The following is a 25,672-nucleotide window of genomic DNA, read 5'->3' as shown; positions in this document are numbered from 1 at the left end:
GCCTGCCGCAAGCGCTCCGGCAGGACGTACGCCGGGGCACCCGAGACGACGGCGATGCTCATGCCGCACCCCCGACCACCGCGACCTGACGCTCCCGCACCCGCTGCAGCGGCAGCCGCTCGGCCGGCCCGCCCGCCGGGTGCTCGACCAGCACCGCGTCGAACGGCCCCTCGGCCCAGGCCAGCCAGAAGCACCCGGCCACCGTGACCACCTGGGCCGCCGAAGCCGTCCGGAACGAACGGCCCGTACGGAACAGCCGCCGCCCGCCGGTGAACAGCACCGAGGGCGCCGCGCCGTCGGCCGGCAGCCGCCCCCAGGCGAACGCGTGCGAGCGGTTCCCGGCGGAGGGGCTGCGCCGGGCGCCGCGCACCAGCTGCGGCGTGAGCCGGGCGGCGACCAGGACGTCGGCCAACTCGCCGTACTGGTACAGCTCCAGCGCGGCCCGGCCGCGGCCGGACCCGACGCTGCGGACCGACCAGGGCCCGGCCCCGGTCGGCAGCGTCCCCTCCGGCCCCGACGCCGGGTGGAGCGCGCCCCCGGCAGCACCCCCGTGGTTCCCGGGGACGGGCCGCCCGTGCGGCGGAGTGGCGGAGTGCGATGCAGTGCTCGTCATGCCCCCAAGCCTTCCGCCCGGAGGGGCCTCCTGTCGGTGGTGCCCCACACCGAACCGAGGGTGTACCTAGCTACACCCCCGTCGGGCACCCCCCTTCATGGCGGCTCTTGATCACCGGGCCCTACGCTGTCCGCCATGCCCTCCACCACGTTGCGCCGAGCGCTCGTCAGGAGCCTCCGCCGCCCGCCGTGGTCGGCCGGGGCCTGGCGGGACACCCGCTTCATAGCGGCCGGAATACCCCTGGCCCTGCCGGTCTGGCTGGCCGTCACCGAGTCCAAGCTGCTCTTCCCGGTCCTCGCGGTCGTGCTGCTGTGCACCCGCCCGCTGACCGCCGCCCAGCGCGGCCGGCTGCGCGCCCTGCACGGGGTGGAGGTGCCGCCGCCGCGTCCCGGGGACTCCCCGAGCTGGCTGCTGGGCCGGTTGCGCCTGGTGCTGACCTGGCGTCAGGCCGTCTACCACCTGGTGGTCGGCCCGCTGCTGGCGCTGGGCGCGCTCGTGGTGGTGTACGCCTGGGGCGCGGCCCTGGTGCTGGCCACCGTGCCAGGCTGGAGCTGGCTGATGCCGACCACCAGCTCGCTGTACGGGGAGTGGCCCGTACTGGTCGGGTTCACGGTCGGCGGCGTGCTGCTGGCGGTCGCGGCCCCCTGGTGCGCGGCGCTGCTGGCCTGGCTGGAGGCCCGCGCGGCCCGGCTGCTGCTCGGCCCCAACCGGGCGGAGCGGCTGGAGCAGCGGGTCGAGGAGATCGCCGAGAGCCGGGCCGGGCTGGTCGACGCGGTGGACGCCGAGCGCCGCCGGATCGAGCGCGACCTGCACGACGGCGCCCAGCAGCGGCTGACCTCCCTGGCGATGAACCTGGGCCTGGCCCGGCGCACCCTCAAGGACGTCCCGCCCGAGGTGATGCAGGTGATCGTGGACGCCCACGAGGAGGCCCAGGCCGCCATCGACGAGCTGCGCGACCTGGTCCGCGGCCTGCACCCGGCGGTCCTGGAGGACCGCGGCCTGGACGCGGCGCTGTCCGGCATCGCCGCCCGCGCCCCGCTGCCGGTGCGCCTGGACGTCGACCTGTCCGCCCCGGTGGCCCCGACCGTCGAGGCGGTCGCCTACTTCACCGTCTCCGAGGCGCTCACCAACGTGGCCAAGCACGCCCGCGCCAAGCAGGTCGAGGTGTCGGTGCGCACGGCCGGCGGCCGGCTGCGCCTGGTCATCAGCGACGACGGCGTGGGCGGCGCGGATCCCTCGCGCGGCACCGGGCTCACCGGTCTGCGCAAGCGCGCCGCCTCGGTCGACGGCACGCTGTCCGTTCTCAGCCCCCTCGGGGGTCCCACCACCATCACCGTGGAGTTGCCGTGCGCGCTGTGATCGCCGAGGACTCGGTCCTGCTGAGGGTCGGCCTGGTCAAGGTCCTGGAGGCGGTGGGCTTCGAGGTCGTGGCCGCCGTCGGGGACGCCGTCGAACTGCTGGCCGCCGTCGAGGAGCACCGCCCCGGCGTGGTGGTCGCGGACGTCCGGATGCCCCCGGGCTTCACCGACGAGGGCGTCAAGGCGGCGATGGTGATCCGGCAGCAGTGGCCGGAGGTCGCCGTGCTGCTGCTCTCCCAGTACGTGGAGGAGCGCTACGCCGCGGACCTGCTGGCCACCAACACCAGCGGTGTCGGCTACCTGCTCAAGCAGCGGGTGGCCAATGTGGACGACTTCGTGGACGCGCTTCAGCGGGTCGCCGAGGGCGGCACCGCGCTGGACCCGGAGGTGGTGGCCCAGCTGCTGCTGCGCCGCCACCGGGACCCGCTGGAGAAGCTGACCCCGCGTGAGCGGGACGTCCTCGCCCTGATGGCGGAGGGCCGCTCCAACGCGGCCATCGCCGCCTCCCTGGTGGTCAGCGACAGCGCGGTGGCCAAGCACATCAACTCGATCTTCACCAAGCTCGACCTTCCGCCGGCCGACGACAGCCACCGCCGGGTGATGGCGGTGCTGCGGTTCCTGGAGGTCGGGTAGCCGTGGGCGGGGTGAAGGCCTGGCGGGTCACCGGGACGTTCGCGATCGTCCTGGTCATGCTCGGCGCGGGACTGCAGACCTGGTCGATGGCGGCGCAGCAGCGGACCAGCACGACCCAGCCGTACGACATCGCGATCCGCCGGGTGAAGCTGGACACCGGCCACGCCCAGGTTCGGGTGCACGCCGGGCGGGAGGGCCATGTAGTGGTCCACCAGCGGCTGGACTGGATGATGCGCGAGCCGGTGGTGTCCACCGTCTTCAGGGGCGACGAGCTCAACGTCTCGATGCACTGCCGCAGGGTGCTGCCCTTCGCGGACTTCGGCTGCGGCGCCGAGATCGAGCTGGAGGTGCCGGCCGCGACCGAGGTGACCGGGTCGGTGGGCTCCGGCTCCGTCATGGTGGAGGGCCTGAGCGGGGACGTCAAGGTGGACCTCAGCTCCGGCGAGCTGCTGCTGGTGGACACCTCCGGCGGAGTGTGGGCGCACGCCACCTCCGGGCTGATCCAGGGCACCAACCTGAACGCGGCGCAGGTGACCGCGCAGACCACCTCGGGGTCGGTGGAGCTGTCCTTCGCCAAGGCCCCGCAGGCGGTGGACGCCCGGGCCACCTCCGGCTCGGTGAACATGACTCTGCCGAAGGACAGCCGCTACGCCTTCTCCAGCGAGGTCGGCAGCGGCAGCGGCCGGATCGATCCGACCCTGGCGGACGCCGCCAGCACGAACCGTCTCCACGCCTCGGTCACCTCGGGCTCGATCACGATCAATCCGGTGCCGTAGCGGGGGACGTCACTCATACAGGGAAGAGGCCGCTCACCCGGGTGGGGGACAATGGAGAGTCCCGTCCCCCTACCCGAGGTCAGCCGCGCATGACAGCCACGCCCGCACCCACCGCGCCCGAGACCGAGTTCGCGCCGCTGGACATCGGCCCGATCCAGGTGTGGCCACCCGTCGTGCTGGCACCGATGGCCGGCATCACCAACGCGCCGTTCCGCACCCTGTGCCGCGAGCAGAGCGGCGGCAAGGGCCTCTACGTCTCGGAGATGATCACCACCCGGGCACTGGTCGAGCGCAACGCCAAGACCATGCAGCTGATCAAGTTCGACCCGAGCGAGAAGCCGCGCTCGATCCAGCTGTACGGGGTGGACCCGGTGACCGTCGGCAAGGCCGCCCGGATGATCTCGGACGAGGGCCTGGCCGACCACATCGACCTGAACTTCGGCTGCCCCGTCCCCAAGGTCACCCGCAAGGGCGGCGGCTCGGCGCTGCCGTACAAGCGCAACCTGCTGCGCGAGATCCTGCGCGAGGCGGTGGCCAACGCGGGCGACCTGCCGGTGACCATGAAGATGCGCAAGGGCATCGACGACGACCACCTCACCTACCTGGACGCCGGCCGGATCGGCGCGGAGGAGGGCGTGGCCGCGATCGCCCTGCACGGGCGCACCGCCGCCCAGCACTACGGCGGGACGGCCGACTGGTCGGCGATCGCCCGGCTGCGCGAGTCCGTCCCGGCGCACATCCCGGTGCTGGGCAACGGGGACATCTGGTCGGCCGACGACGCGCTGCGGATGATGCGCGAGACCGGCTGCGACGGCGTCGTGGTCGGCCGCGGCTGCCTGGGTCGGCCGTGGCTGTTCAAGGACCTGGTGTCGATCTTCGAGGGCGACGTGGACTACGCCCGCCCCGATTTCGGCTACGTGGCCCGGGCGATGGTGCGCCACGCCCAGCTGCTCGGCGAGTGGCTGGGGGACGAGGCGCGCGGCGTGATCGACTTCCGTAAGCACGTCGCCTGGTACACCAAGGGCTTCTCGGTCGGCTCGGAGCTGCGGGTGAAGCTCGCCAACGCCTCCTCGCTGGCCGATCTGGCCGAAACGCTGGCCCAGGTGGAGCAGACCCAGTCCTGGCCGATCGGCGCGGACGGCCCGCGCGGGCGCACCAGCGGCAACAACCGGGTGGTCCTGCCGGAGAACTGGTTGGACGATCCGTACGACTGCGCCCGGCCGGGCGCGGACGCCGAATCGGACACTTCTGGCGGGTGATCTGTCCGTACCGGCGAAATGGGTCCCCTCGGCCCGATCGCCAGTCGGTCCTGGCCCTCTTGTCCATTCTGGACAGGAGGGCTCCTTTTTGGCGCTCCAATGTCACGGAACGAGCACATTCCTGGACGGAGTGCGACGATCGGCGGAGGCCATCTACGTTCGGCCGGTGAGATGCGCTGGTGACGCTTGCCACACGGAGTTGCGACTGACGGTCGGTCAGTGGACGAAATGGACAGGTCGGCGGTGGATCGCTTCCCGAAGCCGATCCGGGCTCATCGGTCGATCCGGGTGCAGGAAATCAAGCCGGGGCAACGCGGCGGACGCACGACCGCTACCCAGCGTCCGAATCGGGCGATCTTGGGTTTCGTTGTCTTCAAGACTTGAACACTGGCTAGCGTCAGGCGGACGATTTCACCAACAGAGGTGAACGCCTTTATGCGCTTTCGATCTAGCGGGTTACCCATCGGTACCAGCCTCGTGTGGCCTATTCAGGGCAGAGAAGTGCCTTCGAAATGGGTATGTTCTCCGGCGTCAGGGCAACCGCGTACGAGGAGACCGACCCGTGCCGTCCCAGCAGAAGTTTGTTTACTCCTTCACCGAAGGAAACAAGGACCTCAAGGATCTTCTTGGCGGCAAGGGCGCGAACCTGGCCGAGATGACCAACCTGGGCCTCCCCGTCCCCCCGGGGTTCACCATCACCACCGAGGCCTGCAAGGTCTTCCTGGAGACCGGCAGTGAGCCGTCCTCGCTGCACAAGGAGATCAGCGCCCACCTGGAGGCCCTTGAGCAGGAGATGGGCAAGAAGCTCGGCCAGGCCGACAACCCGCTCCTCGTCTCGGTCCGCTCCGGCGCCAAGTTCTCCATGCCCGGCATGATGGACACGGTCCTCAACATCGGCCTCTCCGACGCCTCGGTGGCCGGCCTCGCCGCCCAGTCCGGCAACGAGCGCTTCGCCTGGGACTCCTACCGCCGCCTGGTCCAGATGTTCGGCAAGACCGTCCTGGGCGTCGACGGCGAGCTGTTCGAGGAGGCCCTGGACGAGGCCAAGCACGCCAAGGGCACCGCCAACGACCTGGACCTGGACGCTTCCGACCTCCGGGAACTGGTCGAGGTGTTCAAGGGCATCGTCGAGCGCGAGACCGGCCGGGCCTTCCCGCAGGACCCGCGCGAGCAGATGGACCTCGCCATCCACGCCGTCTTCCACTCCTGGAACGGCGACCGCGCCCGGCTGTACCGCCGCCAGGAGCGCATCCCGAACGACCTCGGCACCGCGGTCAACGTCTGCACCATGGTCTTCGGCAACCTCGGCGAGGACTCCGGCACCGGCGTCGCCTTCACCCGCGACCCCTCCACCGGTGCCCAGGGCGTCTACGGCGACTACCTGTCCAACGCCCAGGGCGAGGACGTCGTCGCCGGCATCCGCAACACCCTGCAGCTGTCCGAGCTGGAGAAGCTCGACAAGAAGTCGTACGACGAGCTGATGGCGATCATGCAGAAGCTCGAGAACCACTACCGCGACCTCTGCGACATCGAGTTCACCATCGAGCGCGGCAAGCTCTGGATGCTGCAGACCCGTGTCGGCAAGCGCACCGCCGCGGCCGCCTTCCGGATCGCCGTCCAGCTGGTCGACCAGGGCCTGATCGACCTGGACGAGGCCCTGATGCGCGTCACCGGCGGCCAGCTGGCCCAGCTGATGTTCCCGCGCTTCGCCCCGACCGCCGAGTCCAAGCAGATCGGCTGGGGCCTTGCCGCCTCGCCGGGCGCCGCGATCGGCAAGGTCGTCTTCGACTCCTACACCGCCGTCAAGTGGTCCCGCTCCGGCGAGAAGGTCATCCTGGTCCGCCGCGAGACCAACCCGGACGACCTGGACGGCATGATCGCCGCCGAGGGCATCCTCACCTCGCGCGGCGGCAAGACCTCGCACGCCGCCGTCGTCGCCCGCGGCATGGGCAAGACCTGTGTCTGCGGCGCCGAGGAGCTGGAGGTCGACACCAAGGCCCGCCGCTTCACCACCGCCGACGGCCTGGTGGTCGAGGAGGGCGACATCGTCTCCATCGACGGCGCGTCCGGCAAGGTCTACCTCGGCGAGGTACCCGTGCTGCCGTCCCCCGTGGTCGAGTACTTCGAGGGCACCCTGCACGCCGGCGCCGACGTCCAGGGCGGACTGGTCCAGGCCGTCCACCGGCTGATGTCGCACGCCGACGGCCGCCGCCGCCTCGCCGTGCGCGCCAACGCCGACAACGCCGAGGACGGCTCGCGCGCCCGCCGCTACGGCGCCCAGGGCATCGGCCTGTGCCGCACCGAGCACATGTTCCTCGGTGAGGAGCGCCGCAAGGAGGTCGAGCGCCTGATCCTCGCGGACAACGACAAGGGCCGCGAGCTCGCCCTCTCCACCCTGCTGCCGCTGCAGAAGAGCGACTTCCTGGAGCTCTTCCAGGCGATGGACGGCCTGCCCGTCACCGTCCGCCTGCTTGACCCGCCGCTGCACGAGTTCCTGCCGGACATCACCGAGCTGTCGGTGCGCGTCGCCCTCGCCGAGGCCCGCAAGGACCCGAACGAGAACGACCTGCGCCTGCTCCAGGCGGTGCACAAGCTGCACGAGCAGAACCCGATGCTGGGCCTGCGCGGCGTGCGCCTCGGCCTGGTCATCCCCGGCCTCTTCGGCATGCAGGTCCGCGCCATCGCGGAGGCCGCCGCCGAGCGCAAGCTGGCCGGCGGGGACCCGCGCCCCGAGGTGATGATCCCGCTGGTCGGCACCGTCCAGGAGCTGGAGCTGGTCCGCGACGAGTGCGAGCGGGTGCTCGCCGAGGTCGCCCAGTCCACCGGCGTCCAGCTGGACATCAAGCTCGGCACCATGATCGAGCTGCCGCGCGCCGCGGTGACCGCCGGTCAGATCGCCGAGGCCGCGGAGTTCTTCTCCTTCGGCACCAACGACCTGACCCAGACCGTCTGGGGCTTCTCCCGGGACGACGTGGAGGCCTCGTTCTTCACCGCCTACCTGGAGAAGGGCATCTTCGGGGTCTCCCCGTTCGAGACCATCGACCGCGACGGCGTCGGCTCCCTGGTCAAGCACGCCGTCGAGGCCGGCCGGGCCACCCGCCCCGACCTCAAGCTCGGCGTCTGCGGCGAGCACGGCGGCGACCCGGACTCGGTCCACTTCTTCCACGAGGTGGGGCTGGACTACGTCTCCTGCTCCCCCTTCCGGATCCCGGTGGCGCGCCTGGAGGCCGGCCGCGCCGCCATCGAGTCGGCGGGCAGCGACTCGCGCTGAGAGGGTAGGCATCCCCTACTCAAGCGCGGGTACGACTGACCGCTCACCCTCCCGTCGGGAGGGCGTACACCGGAGCTCGGCGCAGGAGAACCGGCGTACGTAACACGGCCGGGCGGGGACGGACAACGGCGTCCGTCCCCGCCCGGCCGTACGTCTGCGCACGGCGCCGTGTGGCCTCGGCCACGTGTGCGGCTCGCTCAGCCGGGCGGCGGCGCCTGCCAAGCTGGTCCGCATGACCAGAAGCAAGAGCCCGCTCGTCGTCGTGGCCGTCCTGATCCTGGCGGTCCTCGCCGGAGCCGGCTACCTGCTCGCCGGCAAGGGGGGCAGCAGCCACCCCAAGGCCGCCGCGAGCGTCACCACCACCGCGGCGAAGCCCTCGGCCCCCAGGTCCTCCGCGCCGTCCGGCGGCGGCAGCTGGGCGCCCGCCGACCCGGCGCTGGCCGACGTCTGCCGCACCAAGCTGCCCAGCCAGGCCCAGGACACCCTCGCCCTGATCGCCAAGAACGGCCCGTACCCGTACAACCGGGACGGCATCGTCTTCGAGAACCGCGAGAGCCGCCTCCCCAGGAAGGCCGACGGCTACTACCACGAGTTCACCGTGGTCACCCCGGGCTCCAACGACCGCGGCACCCGTCGCGTCGTCACCGGCGGTTCCGGTGAGCAGTACTGGTCCCCGGACCACTACGCCACCTTCCAGGAGATCGACCCCCGCTGCTGAGCAGACCCCGCCGAGATCACCGCGCCCGGCGCCAGCTGATCCGGCCGGGCCGGCCGTGGGGGCCGGTGGTGACCAGGGCGGTCAGCTCGTGCAGCACCGGTGCCGGGTCGCGGCGGAGTTGGGTCGGGGTCGTGCGGACCACCGGGAGGCCGGCGGCGGTGAGGCGGTTGGCGCGGGCCAGGCCGCGTTCGTGGTCGGCCGGGCGCAGGTGGTAGGCGCGGGAGTCGATCTCCAGTGCCACGCGGGCGTGCGGCCAGTAGGCGTCCGGGACGGCGAGGAAGCGGCCGTCCAGGAAGAGCACCGGGTTCCAGAGCGGCTCGGGCAGGCCCGCGCGGGAAAGCACTTCGCGGGCCTCGCCCTCCACCACCGAACGGACCCCGGCGGTCAGGTCCTCCACCACCCGGGCCACCTGCGGCAGCGCCAGTGCGTCCGGCCGGGCCAGCAACTGGTCCAGCAGCTCGCCGAGTTCGCAGTGCCGCTGCTGCACGGCCTCGGCGCACAGCGCCCGGAACCGGCGCGGCCCGGTCTCCCGCGGCGCGAGGTCCGCCAGCGCCCGCGCGACCGTGGCGCTCCACAGTCCGTCGTCCCGCTCGAAGCCGCCCGGCATCACCCCGGCCGCCCGGTGGACCCGGACGAACGCCCGGTCGCCCACCCGGCGTTGACCGGGAATCAGGACGTCCACCTCGGCGAGGTCGGCCGGATGCCCGGCGCTCGGCAGCCCGGCGTCGGCCAGCACCGCGAACCCGGTCAGCAGCACCTCCCCGGGCTGCGGCTCCCGCCCCTTCGGACCCGCGTAGGCCAGCGCGGCCCGCAGTCTCTGATGGATCGTCAATCTTCCGCTCTGCAGGCAGATCACCCGCGGCAACACCTGCTGCCACGGCCCGCCCGGTCGCAGCCGGTGGGCGATGGTGCCGGAGGGCACGCCGAGCCGGCGCAGCTGCGCCCGGGTGGCGATGTGCTGCTGGTCGGCGCCGAGCAGGACGACGGGGTCGAGGGGGTTCGCGCGGGTCACACCCCGGTGCTGCCCGCCCGGATCGGAGGTATGCGAAACATCCCCCGTCGGGGGCGCCGGCCCAGCGGTGTTGACGGACAGTGGTGTTGACGAAACGGCGGTCCAGCGGCTGAGCTTGGCCCCACATGATGACCGAACCCCACGGCCCCGCGCTCGACGCGCTCAACGGCCTCTCCGTCGGCGACGCCCTCGGCGCGCAATTCTTCGTCCAGGAAACCGCCCGGGCCCACCTCGCCTCCCGTACCGAACCGCCCGGCCCCTGGCCGTGGACCGACGACACCGAGATGGCCTGCTCGGTGTGCGCCGCCCACCGCGAACGCGGCACGATCGACACCTTCGACCTCACCCACGCCTTCGCCCGCCGCCACGACTTCGATCGCGGCTACGGCCCTGCCGCCAACCGGCTGCTCCGGCTGATCCGCGAGGGCGGCGACGCCGAGGCTCTGGCCGCCGGACTCTTCGACGGCCAGGGCTCGTACGGCAACGGCGCCGCGATGCGGGTCGCTCCGCTGGGGGCGGCGTACGCCGACGACCCGTCCGCCGTGGTCCGGCCCGCGGCCGACACCGCGGTGATCACCCATACCCACCCGCAGGCGGTGGACGGTGCGATCGCGGTCGCGGTGGCCGCCGCGTACGCGGTGCGGGCCCGGACCGAGCCGATGACGCCGAAGGCCTTCCTGGAGGCGGTGGTCGAGCTCACTCCGCACGGCGTCGTGCGCGAGGCCCTCGCCGAAGCGGTCCGGCTGGTGGACGAGGCGGACCGGCGGACAGTCGCCCTCGTGCTCGGCAACGGCAGCCGGACCTCCGCCGTCGACACCGTCCCGTACGCCGTGTGGTGCGCCGCCCGGAACCTCACCGACTACCGGTCGGCCGTCTGGGAGGCGATCGCGGCCGGCGGCGACATGGACACCGTGGCTGCCATCACCGGGGCAGTGGTGGCCGCGCACACCGGCACCCACGGCATCCCCGCGAGTTGGACGGCCGCCCGCGAACCGCTGCCCGGCTGGGCGTTCCCGGAGTCGGGCAGCGTTCGGGCGGCTCCCGCGGACGACTCGTACCTGAAACCGCTGCGGCTGCCCCGCCCTTGCCCGGTGCCGGACCTCGTCTGGACCGAGGAGCAGTGGCGACGGGTCAGGTCCGGGCGGATTTCCGGGGACATCGACGGACGGTGGGAGTTCTACACCGCCGAGGGCGCCCTGCACCTGCACCGCAGCTGGACGGGATTCGAGATCTGGCGCGTGCGAGTCGCCCCGATCAAGGGCGGCGGCTGGCGGCCTGTGTCCGCGCTGGTCGAGGCGTACCCCAAGCACTACACGGGCGAGCACAAGGTCCCCGAAGGCCTCCTCCGCATGGTGGCCGGGGACCAGGGGTGGCCGTAGCCCCTCAGGCCGTGATCATCAGCTGCCCGGCGCCGCTGCCGCCTTGTCTAAGGCACTCCTGGTTGATCGCCGGATCCGGGGCGCTCGGCGAGGTGGCGGCGGCGATCCGCAGCTCGATGATGTCCCGGACGGCAGGCCACTCGGAGTCCAGGATCGAGTAGAACGCGGTCGAGCGCACCACCCCGTCCAGCCCGCGCGAGTGCGCCCGGCGGACGCCCTCGGAGGTGGCCCCGAGCCGCTCGATCGCGGCCCGCGAGCGCAGGTTGCGGGCGTCCGCGCGCAGCGAGATCCGCTGCACGCCCCAGGTCTCGAAGGCGTGCCGCAGCATCAGCAGCTTGGCCTCGGTGTTGATGCCGGTGCCCTGGGCGCGCGGCGAGAGCCAGGTGTTGCCGATCTCGGCGGCGTCCGGGACGGCCGTCGCCGGATCGCCGAACGGCACGCCGGGTGCCGGCGGCCACACCAGGGGGCCCTGCCAGTAGTCGAGTTCCAGGAACCGGGTGGAGCCGACCACCCGGCCGTCGGCGACGTTCACCGTCGCGAACGGCACCGACCGGCCCGCGGCCTGGTCTGCGAGCGCCCGCGCGATGTAGTCGCGGGCGGCTTCCAGGCCGTGCGGGACGGGGGTGAAGGCGTAGGTCGTACGGTCCTCGGCGCCGGCCGCGGCGATGGCCTCGGCGTGGTGAGCGGCGAGGGGCTCCAGCCGCACGGTGCGGCCGGTGAGGATGACAGGTACGGGCACGGAACCTTCGGTCCTTCATCGGTCGTAGGGTGCCTCCCGCGCCGGGGTGCGGCACGGGGTGCGGTGGACTGGCTTCGCCCCGCTCCGGTTTCCGTCCTCCGGGTACCCGAGCGCGCCGGAGGCTTCCGGTCGGGTGGTGCGGGGGGCGGTGGCCCGGAACGGGCGGCGCGGGGTGCCGGAACGGACACGGATCCTCGGACCGGTCCGGCGGGAAGAGCGAAGGGACAGTGTGCGTCCGCGAAATGGCCGAGAAGGAAACGAGTGCGCGAAGGGAAGCAGGCGGCCAGGTGAAGGCAAGATGCGTCGTGGGTGGCTGCCGGAGCACCGATCCGGGTCGTGATCGACGGCGTTACGGACGACGTGACGACGACGCGACGATGCGAGGCAGCGAGAGGACGATACCCGCCAGAAGGCGGTGCGTCACTTCGCGGCACGCGAATGGCGGCGCGGGCCGCCGCGGCGCGCCCCGGATCGGCCTGCTGAACACCCGTGACCAGGGGCTTTTCCTTCGGGTGCGATCATGGTCCGGAGCGGTCGGCAACGGCCCTCGGGCGAGCCGCCCGCCGGGTCGTCGGCCGGGTCGTCGGCCGGGTCGTCCGACGGACCGTTCGCCGCAGCGGGAATTCCGGCGCCGCCCGGCACGCTGGACAGGACGAGAAGCCGGACGGATCGGGACGAGCAGAGAACGGGGATGGGTGCGCGGTGCGTGACTTCCAGGCGCTGTACGAGCTGGATCAGCAGGGCGTTGCCGCGGTGGCCGCGGCCACGGCGGAGCTGCGCGACACCGGAGCCGGCCTGGTGCTGCTCCACCACTTCGAGGGCTTCATGGACGCCGGGGAGGCCGGCGGCCAGGTGGTGGCCCACCTGCTGGAGACGGGCTCGCCCCAGGTGGTGGCCCGCTTCGACCACGACCGCCTGGTCGACTACCGGGCCCGCCGGCCCGCGATGGTCTTCGACCGCGACCAGTGGACGTCCTACGACCCGCCGGAGATCCTGCTCCAGTTGGTCCGTGACGCCGCCGGCGCGCCGTTCCTGCTGCTCAGCGGCCCCGAGCCGGACGTCGAGTGGGAGCGCTTCACGCGCGCCGTCCGCGAGCTGGTGGAACGCTTCGAGGTCCGCCTCGTCCTGGACTTCCACGGGATCCCGATGGGCGTGCCGCACACCCGCCCGGTCGGCCTGACCCCGCACGGCAACCGGCTCGACCTCGCGGCGGGCTACCCGCAGTGGTTCGAGCAGGCGCAGGTCCCGGGCAGCGCCCAGGCCCTGCTGGAGTACCGCCTCGCCGAGGCCGGGCACGACGTGCTGGGCTTCGCGGTGCACGTCCCGCACTACGTGGCCCGCTCGGCCTACCCGGCCGCCGCCGTGCTGATCCTGGAGGCGGTGCAGTCCGCCACCGGCCTGGTGCTGCCCGGCAAGCTGCTGCGCGAGCGGGTCGGCGAGGTCTACGCCGACATCGAGGAGCAGCTGTCCCAGGGGGACGGCGAGTTGCGCTCGGCGATCCGCGGCATGGAGGGCCAGTACGACGCGGTCGCGGGCGCGGAGGGCCGGGAGAGCCTGCTCGCCGAGCCGGTCGACCTGCCCTCGGCGGACGAGCTGGGCCGGCGGTTCGAGGAGTTCCTCGCCGAGCACGAGCGCGGCGCGGAGTAGGCGGCGCGGGGTAAGCGGCGCGGTGCGGTTCGGGCCTGCCGGGAGTCATCCTGCGGGCCCGTACGTTGGACCCCGGGGTGCCCGGGAGACGGGCCACCGTACGGAGCCACCCGCGAGTCGTACCCCCGGAGGGACGCCATGCCGAGGACCACACGCCCGACCGTCGCCGTGACGGCCGGGGTGGCCGCCCTGCTGCTGGCCGGGTGCGGCGGTGGGGGCGGTTCGGACGGTTCGGGGCCGGGCTTCGCGGGCGCGCCCGGCCGGGCAGCCGCCGAGGCGGCCCCGACACCCACGCCGACTCCCACCCCGACGCCCACCGGCCCGTACGTGGCGCTCGGCGACTCGTACACGGCGGGGATGAAGATCACCCCGCAGGTCGGCGAGCCCAGCGGCTGCTTCCGCTCCGGGGTCGACTACCCCGCCCTGGTGGCGAAGGCGCTCGACGTGCCGCCCGCGCAGTTCCGGGACGTCAGCTGCAGCGGCGCCCGCACCGGGGACCTGCGGGCCCCGCAGAACACCGACGGCGGGCCCAACCCGGCCCAGCTGGACGCGCTGACCCCGGCCACCCGGCTGGTCACCGTCGGGATCGGCGGCAACGACGCGGGCTTCATGCAGGTCGTCACCGAGTGCGCCAAGGACAACCTGGTGGAAGCGGTGAAGGGCCTGGTCAGCGACGGCCGGGCGGACGCGCCCTGCCGGGAGCACTACTCCGCCGGCGGCGGCGACCAGCTGCAGGCCCGGGTGGACGCGACCGGCGAGCAGGTCTCCCAGATCCTCCAGGAGATCCGGCGGCGCTCCCCGCAGGCCCGGGTCTACGTGGTCGGCTACCCGGCGCTGCTCCCGGCCGACCCGACGAGCTGCGCGCCGGTGCTCGGCAGGACGGTCGCGCCGGCGGACGTGGGCTTCCTGGTGGAGAAGGAGCAGCAGCTCAACGGGATGCTCAGGAAGCGCGCGGAGGCCGCCGGGGCGGTCTTCGTGGACACCGCGGGCCCCTCGGCCGGGCACGACATGTGCGCGGGGGAGGACGCCCGCTGGATCGAGCCGCCCTTCCCGGCCCGAGGACTGGCACCGGTGCACCCCAACGCCAAGGGGCAGGAGGCGGCGGCCGCCGCGGTGCTGAAGGCCGTCCGGGGCTGAGCGCGCCCCGGGGAGGAGCGCGGGAACCGGGCCGTCCGGGTGCGAGCGGTTAGCGGGGAGGGACACCGGCGCGCCGCCCCCCATTCACGCCCTGGCCCGCGCCCCTTCGCGCGCGGCACACCCCGCGTGTCGGAGGCGCGGCGTACCGTGACGTGCATATGGACGACACCACGCACCGCCTCGCCGCCCCGCTCCCGTACGACCACGCCGCCGAGGCCCGCTGGGTCCCCGAACCGGACAAACGCCCCGGCCGTACGGCGTTCCAGCGCGACCGCGCCCGGGTGCTGCACTCGGCGGCGCTGCGCCGGCTGGCCGGCACCACCCAGGTGGTCGCCCCGATGCGCAGTGACTTCCCGCGCACCCGGCTCACCCACTCGCTCGAATGCGCCCAGGTCGGCCGGGAGTTGGGTGCGGCCCTGGGCTGCGACCCGGACCTGGTGGAGACCGGCTGCCTGGCCCACGACATCGGCCACCCGCCCTTCGGCCACACCGGCGAGGAGGCCCTCGACCAGGCCGCCGAGGCCTGTGGCGGCTTCGAGGGCAACGCCCAGTCGCTGCGCATCCTCACCCGGCTCGAACCCAAGCGCTTCGCGCCCCAGGACGACCAGCCCGCCGCCCGGCTCGCCCCCTGGCCCGGCCGCAGCGTCGGCCTCAACCTGACCCGGGCCGCCCTGGACGCCGCCACCAAGTACCCGTGGACCAAGGGCGCCCACCCCACCGACCCGGCCTCGCCCAAGTACGGCGTCTACGCCGACGACCTGCCGGTCTTCCGCTGGCTGCGGGCCGGCTCCCCGGCCGGGCGCAAGTGCTTCGAGGCCACCGTGATGGACTGGTCCGACGACGTGGCCTACTCCACCCACGACGTCGAGGACGGCCTCCAGGCCGGCCACATTGACCCGGCCGCGCTGCGCGCCCCCGGCGAGCGCGCCGAGCTGTTCAAGGTCGCCGAGCGCTACGCCCCGGACGCCGGGCCGGAGGAACTGGCCGCCGCCCTGGACCGGCTGCTCGCCCAGGACTGGTGGCCGCGAGGCTACGACGGCACCGCGCGCGCCCGGGCCGGGCTCAAGGACCTCACCAGCCAGCTGATCGGCCGTTTCTGCCTGGCCGCCGAGCAGGCCACCCGCGCCCGCTACGGCCCGGGCCGGCTCACCCGCTACACCGCCGAGCTGGTGGTGCCCAGGGACGTCCGGCTGGAGTGCGCGGTGCTCAAGGCGGTCGCCGTCCGCTTCGTCATGCAGCGCGACGAGCAGGCCCAGCTGCGCGCCCGCCAGCGGATCGTGATCGCCGAGCTGGCGTACGTGCTGACCCAGCGCGCCCCCGAGGGGCTGGACCCGGTCTTCGCCGCGATGTATCACGAGGCCGAGGACGACCGCGCCGCGCTGCGCACGGTGGTCGACCAGATCGCCACCCTGACGGACGCCTCGGCCCTCGCCCTGCACGCCAGACTCGTCGGCGCCGCCTGGGCGTGAGCGCGGAACGGGCACCGGCGCCGTACCGCGGCTCGAAACCCCGGCCGCCCCAGTAGACTTCCGGGGTGGCCGGGCGGATCAGGGACGAAGACGTACAGGCGGTGCGCAGCGCACTGCCGATCGACGCGGTGGTCGGCGACTACGTACAGCTGACCAACGGTGGCGGCGGCGAGTACAAGGGCGTCTGCCCCTTCCACGACGAGAAGTCCGCCTCCTTCTACGTGAACCCCGCCAAGGGCGTCTTCCACTGCTTCGGCTGCCAGGAGAACGGCGACACCATCGCCTTCCTGATGAAGATCGAGCACTTCACCTTCGCCGAGGCCGTCGAGCGGATGGCCGCCCAGGCCGGTATCACCCTGCGCTACGAGGAGGGCGGCTACAGCCCCCGTCACCAGCAGGGCGAGCGGACCCGGCTGGTCGAGGCGCACAAGGTGGCCGCCGCCTACTACCAGGAGCAGCTGGCCTCGCCGGAGGCGGAGATCGGCCGCCGCTTCCTGGCCGAGCGCGGTTTCGACGAGGAGGCCGCGAAGGCCTTCGGTGTCGGTTACGCCCCCGTGGGGTGGGAGCACCTGGTCCGCTTCCTGCGCGGCAAGGGCTTCACCGACAAGGAGATCCTGCTCGGCGGCCTGGCCTCGCAGGGCCAGCGCGGCGGCCTGATCGACCGCTTCCGGGGCCGGCTGGTCTGGCCGATCCGGGACATCGCGGGCGAGGTGGTCGGCTTCGGCGCCCGCCGGCTGCGCGAGGACGACAACGGCCCGAAGTACCTGAACACCCCCGAGACGCCGATCTACAAGAAGTCCCATGTGCTGTACGGCATCGACCTGGCGAAGAAGGAGATCGCCAAGTCGGGCCGCGCGGTGGTGGTCGAGGGCTACACCGACGTGATGGCCTGCCACCTGGCCGGGGTGACCTCGGCGGTGGCCACCTGCGGTACCGCCTTCGCCGAGGACCACATCAAGATCATCCGCCGGCTGCTGATGGACACCTCGCAGTACCGGGGCGAGACGGTCTTCACCTTCGACGGCGACGCGGCCGGCCAGAAGGCCGCCCTGCGCGCCTTCGAGGACGACCAGAAGTTCGCCGCCAAGACCTCCATCGCGGTCAGCCCGGGCGGCATGGACCCCTGCGAGCTGCGCCTGGCCCAGGGCGACGAGGCGGTCAAGCAGCTGATCGACAATCCGGTCCCGCTGTTCGAGTTCGCGCTGAACTCGGTGGTGGCCCGGCACCGGGTGGACACCCCGGAGGGGCGTTCGGCGGCGCTGGAGGAGGCGGCCCCGATCGTCGCCAAGATCAAGGACCGCTCGATCCAGCACGAGTACGCCGTCCGCCTGGCCGGCATGCTCGGCATCCTGGACGAGCCCTTCGTGGTCCGCCGGGTCTCCCAGCTGGCCCGCTGGGACCGCGAGCGCCAGCAGAACCCGCGCGGCGCGGCGGCGCGCCGCCCCGAGCCGGTCCAGCCGCAGCGTCCCGCGCAGCCCGCCTTCCGGCTCAACCCGCGCGATCCGGCCCAGTTCGTCGAGCGCGAGCTGCTCAAGCTGGCGCTCCAGCACCCGGACCTGGTCAGCCCGGCCTTCGACCACTACGGCGACGACGAGTTCCCGACCCCGCCGTACACCGCCGTCCGCCAGGCCATCGCCAAGGCCGGCGGCGCCGCGTACGGGGCGACCCTGCCCGACTTCACCAGCGCGGTGCGCGAGGCCTCCCCGGACGACCGGGTGCGCTCGCTGGTGACCGAGCTGACCGTCGAGCCGGTGCGCTCGCGCCGCAAGGCGGACGCGGTCTACGCGGGCGAGTTCCTGGTCAAGCTGCGCCTGCTCGCGGTGGACCGGCGGGTCAACGAGGTCCGCGCCTACCTCCAGCGGCTCGGCCACCGGGCCGACGCCGAGCAGCTGCACGCGGTGCAGACCGAGCTGTGGCAGCTCCAGCAGTACGGGCAGCAGCTCCGCAGCCGGGGCGCGGCGGCGCTGTAGGCGCCGCTGTTCCACCGGCCCGCTGCGCAGAAAGTCGGCGCACGAGTCTCGGCCACGGAGCGTGGCGTACCGCACACTGGAGGGCGTCCCACCTCCGTACAGCGCGGGTCCGCCAGAGTCGCGCCCGCCCCGAGGGGATGCCCGTGGACCAAGGCCTTGCCACAGCGACCACCGCCAGTAGACGAACCGAACCAGCGGAACCCGCCGACCCGGCCGGGGAGCAGGAGACGGACCACGGCCGGGCCGGGGCGGCGCCCCCGGGCGGCGCCCGGGTCCCCGCCCAGGGCCTGCCGGAAGGACACCCCGACAGCCCGGACGCCGACGAGTCCGCTGACGAGTCCGCCGACGAGTCCGCCGACGAGTCCGCCGACGAGGACGAGTCCCCCGAGCCCCCCGAACCCGCCGAGGGCGGCGGCCCGGCTGCCGACCTGCTGCGCCAGTACCTGCGCGAAATCGGCCGGATCCGGCTCCTCACCGCGGCTGAGGAAGTCGAACTGGCCCGCCGGATCGAGGCCGGGCTGTTCGCCGAGGAGCAGCTGAACGGCGACCCGCCGCCGCCCGACCCGCTGGCCGGCGAGCTGGACACCCTGGTGGTCCTCGGCCGGATCGCCAAGCGCCGCCTGATCGAGGCGAACCTGCGCCTGGTGGTGTCCGTCGCCAAACGCTTCGTCGGCCGCGGGCTGACCCTGCTGGACCTGATCCAGGAGGGCAACCTCGGCCTGATCCGGGCGGTGGAGAAGTTCGACCACGCCCGCGGCTTCAAGTTCTCCACCTACGCGACCTGGTGGATCCGGCAGGCGATGAGCCGTGCGCTGGCCGACCAGGCCCGGACGATCCGGGTGCCGGTGCACGTGGTCGAGCTGATCAATCGGGTCGTCCGGACCCAGCGCGCGCTGCTGCAGGAACGCGGCCTGGAACCGACCGCGGCCGAGATCGGCACCGCCCTGGAGCTCACCGAGGAACGGGTGCGCGAGCTGCTCCGGCTGGCCCAGGAGCCGATCTCGCTGCACACCCCGGTCGGCGAGGAGGACGACGTCGCGCTCGGCGACCTGATCGAGGACGCCGACGCCGCCTCACCCGCCGAGTCCGCGACCTTCCTGCTGCTGCGCCAGCACCTGGACGCGGTGCTGGCCACCCTCGGCGAGCGGGAGCGCCAGGTCGTCCAGCTCCGCTACGGGCTGGACGACGGCCGCCCGCGCACGCTGGAGGAGATCGGCGCGGTGTTCGGCGTGACGCGGGAGCGGATCCGCCAGATCGAGTCCAAGACGCTGGTCAAGCTCCGCGACCACGCCTACACCGAGCAGCTGCGCGGCTACCTCGACTAGGCCGGGTCCCTAGGACGTGGCCGGGGAGGCGGACGGGGAGGCGGACGGAGACGCCGACGGGCTCTGCGCGGCCTGGGCCGGGCTCGCCGAGTCGCCGGGCGTCGCCGGGGCCCCGGCGCCCGGGGGCGGTGAGGCGGGACCGATCGGGAACGGGGTGGAGGCCACCACCGAGGCCAGGTTGACGACGGTCGTGGTGCAGTCGTGCCCGGCCGGCTGGAAGCCGCAGACCTGGAAGCCGACCCCCGGGTCCGCCGCGTTCAGCATCAGCGAGTAGTTGTCGTAGCCCCAGTGGATCAGGGCCGTCTCACTCTCCCCGGTGCTGTCGGTGATCACCGCGTAGTCCTTGGGCTCGCCCTCGGTGATCGCGGCCCAGGCGGCCTGACAGGTCTGGCTGTAGCGGAGGTAGACGACCACCTTGCCGATGACCTGGGTCTGCAGCGTCCGGGCGTCCTTGCCGCAGCCGGTGGTCTTGGGGTCCTTGTGCGCGCAGCCGACGGCCTGGCAGGCGGGCTCGGACGGGACGGGCATCGCGCTGGGGACGGCGGGCGGGGTAGGGGCGTCGGCCGCGGAGGCCTGATCGTGGTGCCGAGCGCCCCGCAGGCCGAGCAGCACCAGCAGCAGCGCCAGCACCGCCGCGCCCGAGACCAGCAGCGCCGGGCGTCGCCACCAGGCGACGGCGGGGCGGTCGGCCTCCTCGGCGGCCGGTCCGGCGGTCACCAGTTGCTCGGGCGCCGACTCCTCGGCCGCAGCGGCGGTGGCAGCGGTGACGGCCGGAACAGCCGCAGCGGCCTCGGCCGGCTCCTCGACGGAAGGCGCGTCAGCGGCCGGCTCCTCGGCGGCGGGCTCCACCGCCAGCCGCCACAGCCGCCGCAGCTCCGCCGCGTCGCACTCCACCGCCCCGACCAGCGCCTCCAGCGCCTGCCCGGTCACCACCCGCTTGCCGTTCAGCCAGCGCTCCCAGGAGGCCCGGCTGTAGTGGGTCCGGGTGGCCAGCTCGGCCAGTGAGAGCCCGGCGGCGTCCTTGATGGCCCGGAGTTCCTCCGCCAGTCGCCGGGCGGGTTGGGAGAGCTCCTCGGGCAGTTCTTTCCAGGCGGAAGCCAATGCGGCCCTCCAAGGTCGCGGGACGGGACACGGGGGGACAGGGCAGGAAGTGCGCGCCCGGCCCGGGCCGTTCGGTGTTTCCCCTTCTCCAACCTCAGCGGCCTGGCGTCTCAAACCCCAGGTCATGGCGTTGAGACGGACGGAAGTGTCTCACAACCCCCCGGAACGCTCGAACAGGCACGTGTTCGTCGTGCAGAGTTCTCTGGCCGGTGCGACTTCGCCGCTCCGGCCGCTTCGTTCGGGCCCCGGCCGGTCGGCCGCAGGGGCCCGACGCCGAGTCCCGGATACCCCCACCGGTCGGGGCAGCCTCGCGGGGGGAGGCTGCCCCGGCCGCCGGGACCCCCGGTGGGAGGGTGCTTCCCCGCACCCTCCCACCGGCCCCTCCGGGCGGTGGCCCCGCCGCTAGTGGTGGAAGCCCTCGCGGGCCGGCATCCCGAGCTCCCTGAGCGGGACGGGCTGGCGCCGCAGCTCCGGCAGCAGCCGGTTGAGATCGGCCAGCAGCAGGTCGGCGAGGTCCCGGGAGAAGCCGTTGCGGCAGACCACCCGGAGCACCGAGAGGTCCTCCCGGTCCGCCGGGAAGGTGTACGCGGGCACCTGCCAGCCGCGCTCGCGCAGCCGCCGCGAGACGTCGAACACGTCGAAGGGCACGTCCTCGGTGGTGGTGAAGGCGAACACCGGTAGCTGGTCGCCGTGGGTCAGCAGCCGGAAGCAGCCCAGCTTCCCGATCTCCCCGGCCAGATAGGTGGCGACCTCCCGGCAGGCGCCCTGGACGGCCTTGAAGCCCTCCCGGCCGAGCCGGAGCAGGACGTAGTACTGCGCCGCGACCTGTGCGCCGGGCCGGGAGAAGTTGAGTGCGAAGGTCGGCATCTCGCCGCCCAGGTAGTTGACCCGGAAGACCAGTTCCTCCGGCAGCGACTCCTGGTCGCGCCACAGCGCCCAGCCGACGCCCGGGTAGACCAGGCCGTACTTGTGCCCGGAGGTGTTGATCGAGGCCACCCGGGGCAGCCGGAAGTCCCAGACCAGCTCCGGGTCGAGGAAGGGCGCCACCAAGCCGCCGGAGGCGCCGTCCACGTGCACCGGGATGTCCAGGCCGGTGCGCTCCTGGAGCTCGTCCAGGGCCGCGCAGATCTCCGCGACCGGCTCGTACGACCCGTCGAAGGTGGAGCCGAGGACGCCGACCACGCCGATGGTGTTCTCGTCGCACAGCGCGACCGCCTGCTCGGCGCCGAGGTGGAAGCGCTCGCCCTCCATCGGCGCGGTGCGGGCCTCGATCTCCCAGAAGGTGCAGAACTTCTCCCAGCACACCTGGACGTTGACGCCCATCACCAGGTTGGGCCGGGCGCCGGCCGCGTAGCGCTCGGGGTTGCGGCGCATCCAGCGGCGCTTGAGCGCCATCCCGGCGAGCATGCAGGCCTCGCTGGAGCCGGTGGTGGAGCAGCCGACCGCAAGATCCGGGTCGGGGGCGTGCCAGAGGTCGGCGAGGATGGCCACGCAGCGCCGCTCCAGTTCGGCGGTCTGCGGGTACTCGTCCTTGTCGATCATGTTCTTGTCCAGGCACTCGGTCATCAGCCGGGTGGCCTGCACCTCCATCGAGGTGGTGACGAAGGTCGCCAGGTTGAGTTTGGCGCTGCCGTCCAGCATCAGCTCGTCGTGGACCAGCTGGTACGCGGTTTCGGCCGCGACCGGGCCGTCGCCGAGCCGGTGCACGGGCGGGGCGAGCTGCATCGAGCCCAGCGGGTCGGTGATGCCCAGGAACGGACTGACGCTCAGCCGGCGGCCGTTGCCGGCCCCTTTGTGCAAGGCCATGGGATGCTGCCGCCCTTCACGTCGGTGGCCGTGTCCCGACCCACGCTGCCACCGGCCGCCAGGTGACGCATCTTCAGCGGCGGACTCCAGCCAACGCCGCCCCCGGCGGTTTGAGGACTCCCGGGCGGTCTCAGACCGACGGGCCCGAGGCTGCCTCCGGGTGGATCTGGTCGCGGGCGGCCCGGTACTGCTGACGCACCGCCGCGCCGATCGCGAGGTCCTGCTCGCCCTCCGGCTCGACCGTCTCGGCGTCCGGCAGCTCCCACTGCGGCGGCTCCGGGGTGCCCGCCAGCGCCCAGGCGGCCTGCCGGGCGGCGCCGCGGGCGGCGTGCGCGCCCGGCGGCGGCACCACGACCGGGACGCCGAACAGCATCGGGGCGATGTGCCGGACGGCGGGCAGCCGGCCGGCCGTGCCGAGCAGGAAGACGCGCCTGATCCCCACGCCCTGGGCGCGCAGCACGTCCAGCGCGTCGGCGATGTTGCAGAGCATGCCCTCGACGGCGGCCCGGGCCAGGTGCTGAGGGGCCATCGCCTCGGCCCGCAGGCCGGTCAGGGTGCCGGCCGCGTGCGGCAGCGCGGGGGTGCGCTCGCCGTCCAGGTACGGCAGCAGCACCAGGCCGTAGGCGCCGGGGGAGGAGTGCAGGGCGAGGTCGCTCAGCCCGTCCAGGTCCAGCCCGAGCATGGCGGCGGTGGAGCGCAGCACCTGGGCGGCGTTCAGGGTGGCGACCATCGGCAGGTGGCGCCCGCTCGCGTCGGCGAAGGAGGAGACCAGGCCGGAGGCGTCCACCACGGCCTCCTCGTGCACCGCGAAGATCGTCCCGGCGCTGCCGAGCGAGACCACCGCGTCGCCCGGGCCGAGACCCAGGCCCAGCGCGGCGGCCATGTTGTCGCCGGTGCCGGCCGAGATCAGCAGGCCCTCGGGGGTGTGCCCGGCGGGTTCGGCGGGGCCGAGCACCTCGGGCAGCTTGAGCTCGTGGCCGAGCGCCAGCTCGACCAGGTCCTGCCGGTACCCGCCGGTGATCGGGGACCAGTAGCCGGTGCCGGAGGCGTCGCCCCGGTCGGTGGTGCGGCGCTTGGGGTGGCCGAGCAGCTGCCAGACCAGCCAGTCGTGCGGCAGCAGCACCTCGGCGACCCGGCGGGCGTTGGCCGGCTCGAACTCGGCCAGCCAGCGCAGCTTGGCGATGGTGTAGGCGGGGCTGGGCACCGCGCCGATCGCGGAGGTCCAGGCGGCCGGGCCGCCGAGGGCGTCCAGCAGCTTGGCGGCGGCGCCGCTGGAGCGCGGGTCGTGCCACAGGATCGCGGGCCGGACCAGCACCCCGCCCGCGTCCAGGCCGATCATGCCGTGCTGCTGCGCGCTGACGCCGATCGCCCGGACGCCCTCCAGCAGGCCGCCGGTCGCGGCGTCGCCGAGCGAGTGCAGCCACATCTGCGGGTCGGCCTCGCCCGTGCGGAGGTCCTGGTCCTCGGGGACGGGATGGGGGGCCTTCCCGGAGCGCAGCACGGCGCCGGTGTCGGTGTCGCACGCGACGATCCGGGTGCGGTTAGTCGAGCTGTCTATCCCCGCGACGATGGCCATGTCGAGATCATGCCTCAGCCCGGCCCGGGACGCGTCCGGGCCGGGTGAGCCGTTGCCGGTTCGGAACGCCCGGTTGGGCGTTCCTTTGCCGGGGCCCGACCTCGGGCCCCCGCATCACCGCCCGGTCACGGGCGGAAGGTGCCCCAGCCGTCGTCCTCGGCCTGGGTGCGGTTGAAGTACGGCACCCGGTCGGTGACCGCGGTCGGCAGTCGGTCCCCGACCCGGTGCGCGACCGCGCCGGCCGCCTTCCCGGCGACCGCGCCGGCCTGGTGCCGCGCCCGGTCCGTCGCCCCCCGCACCGCGGGGCTCTGGGTGATCTGCCGGGTGACCTTGGCGATCTGTTCGTAGCGCTGGCGCCCGGCCCGCGAGCCCAGGACGTAGCCGGCCGAGAAACCCACGGCCAACGACAGCTTCCACATGATCGGATCCACCCTCTCCTGGCGGCCTTCTGCCGCATTGCCCTACCCGTTGGTCGGGACGGCGAACCGTCCGCGTCCCCAGCATCCCCGGGGGCCGTCGCGGGCGCGCGCGGGGCGCGCCGGGACGGCGGTCCGGGGCGGCCGGGGAAAGCGATTGGCGGACCACCCCCCCGAGTGCGCTAATGTATGTCCCGCAGCGAGCGCCGAGGAGCCCGGGAAACGGGAGCCGAAGCGGAAGCCGATCCCCCATAGCTCAATTGGCAGAGCAGCCGACTGTTAATCGGCAGGTTATTGGTTCGAGTCCAATTGGGGGAGCTCGGGAGAAGGCTCTCAGGAGCCCACTTCCTGCACGTGGTACGGAAGTTGAGTATCGCGATCCCGCATAGCTCAATTGGCAGAGCAGCCGGCTGTTAACCGGCAGGTTATTGGTTCGAGTCCAATTGCGGGAGCTGCACCGGGTCCGCCCGGTGACTGCTCAGAGCGAAGGCCCCTCGGATGACCGAGGGGCCTTCGTGTTGCCGCGGCCCTGTTGCGTCCGTCACCCTGGCCACGGTCGTCGCCGACCATCGTCGTCGCCGGCCGCTGTCATCCCGGCCGGGGTGCCCGTTCGGCCGGCCAGGGGCGCCCGGCTCAGGTGGTCGCCTTCCGGTAGAGGTCGGCGACCCGCTGGTCGAAGGCGACGCTGTACGAGGTGCCCGGGCTGTCGCCGCCCTCCTGGTAGCCGCCGATCACGCCGACCACCGTGCCGCTCTCGGTCACCCACGGGCTGCCGCTGGTGCCGTCGGTGTAGCCGCCGCAGTCGAAGCGCTCCTGGGTGGAGCTCTGCGCGCGGGTCTTCACCGAGCAGGTGATCGGCTCGTCGCTCTCGTTCGGGTAGCCGGTCACCGAGACCGCCAGTCCGACGCCCTGGCCCGTCCCGAGCGGGTTGCCGCCGACCGCGTCCTCGATCTGCCGGCCGTCGGCCGGGCGGACGGTGATGAAGGCCACGTCGTAGTCCGGGTCGTCGTCCTGCGCCCAGCGCGGGTCGACGGTGATCGACTGCACCGGCCAAGTCCCGTACGGGGTGTACCCGTTGCGGTAGCCGGGGGTGAACACCAGACCGTCCAGCAGGCCGACCCGCTGGTTCTGCACGCAGTGCGCCGCGGTGACCAGCAGATTGCGCCCGGGGCTGTGCACCACGCTCGCGGTGCACGCCCGGGGGCCCTGCGCGGTGTGGATGGACAGGGTGCCGATCCGGTCGCGGGCCGGGCTCGGCTGGGCGACCTCCGCGTTCTGCGACGTGTCCGGCCCGCCGCACGCGGTGCCGGCGGCCAGTAGCAGGGCGGCCAGCGTGGTCGCCTTGGCCGCACGTGCGGGCGGTGCCGGGCGGGGCGCCATCCGGGGCTCCGTCTCGTTCCTCGGGGCGGGCACCCGGGCCGTGCGTTCCGCCGTTCGTGAGGAAGATCTACCAGGCCGTGCCCGTGG

20 protein-coding genes and 2 tRNA genes are annotated in these 25,672 nt (G+C 73.3%); 14 read left to right on the top strand and 8 right to left on the bottom strand.

Going from position 1 to position 25,672, the window contains the following annotated elements; translation table 11 throughout:
• Positions 1–58: 58 nt before the first annotated feature.
• Positions 59–613: a hypothetical protein gene (locus ACZ3UD_RS24760; RefSeq protein WP_465591636.1), complete on the bottom strand. Its 555-nt coding sequence runs from the start codon at positions 611–613 to the stop codon at positions 59–61.
• Positions 614–748: 135 nt separating this feature from the next.
• Here ACZ3UD_RS24760 and ACZ3UD_RS24755 point away from each other — a divergent pair, with 135 nt between their 5' ends.
• From ACZ3UD_RS24755 to ACZ3UD_RS24730, 6 genes are all read left to right on the top strand, one after another.
• The gene (locus ACZ3UD_RS24755) at positions 749–1,972 is read left to right on the top strand and encodes a sensor histidine kinase (RefSeq protein WP_465591633.1); all 1,224 of its coding nucleotides are present in this window, start codon (positions 749–751) and stop codon (positions 1,970–1,972) included.
• The gene (locus ACZ3UD_RS24750) at positions 1,960–2,604 is read left to right on the top strand and encodes a response regulator (protein WP_465591630.1); all 645 of its coding nucleotides are present in this window, start codon (positions 1,960–1,962) and stop codon (positions 2,602–2,604) included. Before ACZ3UD_RS24755 ends, ACZ3UD_RS24750 begins: the two co-directional genes overlap by 13 nt.
• Positions 2,605–2,606: 2 nt before the next feature.
• Positions 2,607–3,380 carry a DUF4097 family beta strand repeat-containing protein gene (locus tag ACZ3UD_RS24745; protein ID WP_465591627.1) on the top strand — a complete coding sequence of 258 codons (774 nt, stop codon included), beginning with the start codon at positions 2,607–2,609 and terminating at the stop codon, positions 3,378–3,380.
• Positions 3,381–3,469: 89 nt separating this feature from the next.
• Positions 3,470–4,639, top strand: a complete 1,170-nt coding sequence (gene dusB / locus ACZ3UD_RS24740; RefSeq protein ID WP_465591624.1) for a tRNA dihydrouridine synthase DusB — start codon at positions 3,470–3,472, stop codon at positions 4,637–4,639.
• A 562-nt stretch (positions 4,640–5,201) separates the two neighbouring features.
• On the top strand, positions 5,202–7,910 hold the full coding sequence (gene ppdK, locus ACZ3UD_RS24735) for a pyruvate, phosphate dikinase (RefSeq protein WP_465591621.1): 2,709 nt from the start codon (positions 5,202–5,204) through the stop codon (positions 7,908–7,910).
• Between the two features lie 232 nt (positions 7,911–8,142).
• A complete protein-coding gene (locus tag ACZ3UD_RS24730) occupies positions 8,143–8,628 on the top strand; it encodes a ribonuclease (protein WP_465591618.1) in 486 nt (161 codons plus the stop codon).
• A gap of 16 nt (positions 8,629–8,644) precedes the next feature.
• On the opposite strand, the gene ACZ3UD_RS24725 is transcribed toward ACZ3UD_RS24730, so the two are convergent.
• Complete coding sequence (locus ACZ3UD_RS24725) at positions 8,645–9,640, bottom strand: hypothetical protein (RefSeq protein ID WP_465591616.1); 996 nt, start codon at positions 9,638–9,640, stop codon at positions 8,645–8,647.
• Positions 9,641–9,765: 125 nt separating this feature from the next.
• On the opposite strand from ACZ3UD_RS24725, the gene ACZ3UD_RS24720 reads away from it, so the two are divergent.
• On the top strand, positions 9,766–11,019 hold the full coding sequence (locus ACZ3UD_RS24720; protein WP_465591613.1) for an ADP-ribosylglycohydrolase family protein: 1,254 nt from the start codon (positions 9,766–9,768) through the stop codon (positions 11,017–11,019).
• Positions 11,020–11,023: 4 nt separating this feature from the next.
• Here the strand turns inward: ACZ3UD_RS24720 and ACZ3UD_RS24715 are convergent, their stop codons facing one another.
• Entirely contained in the window at positions 11,024–11,758 is a 735-nt protein-coding gene (locus tag ACZ3UD_RS24715; protein ID WP_465591610.1) for a GNAT family N-acetyltransferase, read from the bottom strand.
• Positions 11,759–12,460: 702 nt separating this feature from the next.
• On the opposite strand from ACZ3UD_RS24715, the gene ACZ3UD_RS24710 reads away from it, so the two are divergent.
• The 5 genes from ACZ3UD_RS24710 to ACZ3UD_RS24690 all read left to right on the top strand — a co-directional run bounded on the left by ACZ3UD_RS24710 (position 12,461) and on the right by ACZ3UD_RS24690 (position 19,306).
• Positions 12,461–13,405 carry a PAC2 family protein gene (locus tag ACZ3UD_RS24710; protein WP_465591607.1) on the top strand — a complete coding sequence of 315 codons (945 nt, stop codon included), beginning with the start codon at positions 12,461–12,463 and terminating at the stop codon, positions 13,403–13,405.
• A gap of 138 nt (positions 13,406–13,543) precedes the next feature.
• Complete coding sequence (locus tag ACZ3UD_RS24705) at positions 13,544–14,542, top strand: SGNH/GDSL hydrolase family protein (protein ID WP_465591604.1); 999 nt, start codon at positions 13,544–13,546, stop codon at positions 14,540–14,542.
• A gap of 158 nt (positions 14,543–14,700) precedes the next feature.
• Positions 14,701–16,011 (top strand): deoxyguanosinetriphosphate triphosphohydrolase, encoded by a 1,311-nt coding sequence (locus ACZ3UD_RS24700; RefSeq protein ID WP_465591601.1) that lies wholly within the window; start codon positions 14,701–14,703, stop codon positions 16,009–16,011.
• Between the two features lie 65 nt (positions 16,012–16,076).
• Complete coding sequence (gene dnaG, locus ACZ3UD_RS24695) at positions 16,077–17,981, top strand: DNA primase (protein WP_465591599.1); 1,905 nt, start codon at positions 16,077–16,079, stop codon at positions 17,979–17,981.
• Between the two features lie 137 nt (positions 17,982–18,118).
• Positions 18,119–19,306 carry an RNA polymerase sigma factor gene (locus ACZ3UD_RS24690; protein WP_465591596.1) on the top strand — a complete coding sequence of 396 codons (1,188 nt, stop codon included), beginning with the start codon at positions 18,119–18,121 and terminating at the stop codon, positions 19,304–19,306.
• Positions 19,307–19,315: 9 nt separating this feature from the next.
• Here the strand turns inward: ACZ3UD_RS24690 and ACZ3UD_RS24685 are convergent, their stop codons facing one another.
• The 4 genes from ACZ3UD_RS24685 to ACZ3UD_RS24670 form a co-directional block, all read right to left on the bottom strand.
• Positions 19,316–20,407 (bottom strand): helix-turn-helix domain-containing protein, encoded by a 1,092-nt coding sequence (locus ACZ3UD_RS24685; protein WP_465591593.1) that lies wholly within the window; start codon positions 20,405–20,407, stop codon positions 19,316–19,318.
• 402 nt (positions 20,408–20,809) lie between these two features.
• Positions 20,810–22,213: a glutamate decarboxylase gene (locus ACZ3UD_RS24680; RefSeq protein WP_465591590.1), complete on the bottom strand. Its 1,404-nt coding sequence runs from the start codon at positions 22,211–22,213 to the stop codon at positions 20,810–20,812.
• Positions 22,214–22,343: 130 nt separating this feature from the next.
• On the bottom strand, positions 22,344–23,789 hold the full coding sequence (locus ACZ3UD_RS24675; RefSeq protein WP_465591587.1) for an FGGY family carbohydrate kinase: 1,446 nt from the start codon (positions 23,787–23,789) through the stop codon (positions 22,344–22,346).
• A 125-nt stretch (positions 23,790–23,914) separates the two neighbouring features.
• Entirely contained in the window at positions 23,915–24,208 is a 294-nt protein-coding gene (locus ACZ3UD_RS24670; RefSeq protein WP_465591584.1) for a hypothetical protein, read from the bottom strand.
• 242 nt (positions 24,209–24,450) lie between these two features.
• On the opposite strand from ACZ3UD_RS24670, the gene ACZ3UD_RS24665 reads away from it, so the two are divergent.
• Together ACZ3UD_RS24665 and ACZ3UD_RS24660 are read left to right on the top strand one after the other, a co-directional pair.
• Positions 24,451–24,523 (top strand) — tRNA-Asn (locus ACZ3UD_RS24665).
• A 61-nt stretch (positions 24,524–24,584) separates the two neighbouring features.
• Positions 24,585–24,657, top strand: a tRNA-Asn gene (locus tag ACZ3UD_RS24660).
• 181 nt (positions 24,658–24,838) lie between these two features.
• Here the strand turns inward: ACZ3UD_RS24660 and ACZ3UD_RS24655 are convergent.
• Positions 24,839–25,585: a trypsin-like serine peptidase gene (locus tag ACZ3UD_RS24655; protein WP_465591581.1), complete on the bottom strand. Its 747-nt coding sequence runs from the start codon at positions 25,583–25,585 to the stop codon at positions 24,839–24,841.
• Between the last annotated feature and the right edge of the window lie 87 nt (positions 25,586–25,672).

The organism is Kitasatospora sp. NPDC023118, from assembly GCF_055560875.1.
The sequence above is the reverse complement of the archived record's forward strand: the minus strand, read 5'-3'. Positions and strand labels throughout refer to the sequence as shown.

Bases quoted from the DNA above. Each gene is read 5' to 3' on its own strand.
- ACZ3UD_RS24705 (WP_465591604.1), top strand. From the start codon at position 13,544: ATGCCGAGGACCACACGCCCGACCGTCGCCGTGACGGCCGGGGTGGCC.
- ACZ3UD_RS24720 (WP_465591613.1), top strand. From the start codon at position 9,766: ATGATGACCGAACCCCACGGCCCCGCGCTCGACGCGCTCAACGGCCTC.
- ACZ3UD_RS24700 (WP_465591601.1), top strand. From the start codon at position 14,701: ATGGACGACACCACGCACCGCCTCGCCGCCCCGCTCCCGTACGACCAC.
- ACZ3UD_RS24655 (WP_465591581.1), bottom strand. From the start codon at position 25,585: ATGGCGCCCCGCCCGGCACCGCCCGCACGTGCGGCCAAGGCGACCACG.
- ACZ3UD_RS24690 (WP_465591596.1), top strand. From the start codon at position 18,119: ATGCCCGTGGACCAAGGCCTTGCCACAGCGACCACCGCCAGTAGACGA.
- ACZ3UD_RS24670 (WP_465591584.1), bottom strand. From the start codon at position 24,208: ATGTGGAAGCTGTCGTTGGCCGTGGGTTTCTCGGCCGGCTACGTCCTG.
- ACZ3UD_RS24680 (WP_465591590.1), bottom strand. From the start codon at position 22,213: ATGGCCTTGCACAAAGGGGCCGGCAACGGCCGCCGGCTGAGCGTCAGT.
- ACZ3UD_RS24730 (WP_465591618.1), top strand. From the start codon at position 8,143: ATGACCAGAAGCAAGAGCCCGCTCGTCGTCGTGGCCGTCCTGATCCTG.
- dusB (WP_465591624.1), top strand. From the start codon at position 3,470: ATGACAGCCACGCCCGCACCCACCGCGCCCGAGACCGAGTTCGCGCCG.
- ACZ3UD_RS24760 (WP_465591636.1), bottom strand. From the start codon at position 613: ATGACGAGCACTGCATCGCACTCCGCCACTCCGCCGCACGGGCGGCCC.
- ACZ3UD_RS24675 (WP_465591587.1), bottom strand. From the start codon at position 23,789: ATGGCCATCGTCGCGGGGATAGACAGCTCGACTAACCGCACCCGGATC.
- ACZ3UD_RS24755 (WP_465591633.1), top strand. From the start codon at position 749: ATGCCCTCCACCACGTTGCGCCGAGCGCTCGTCAGGAGCCTCCGCCGC.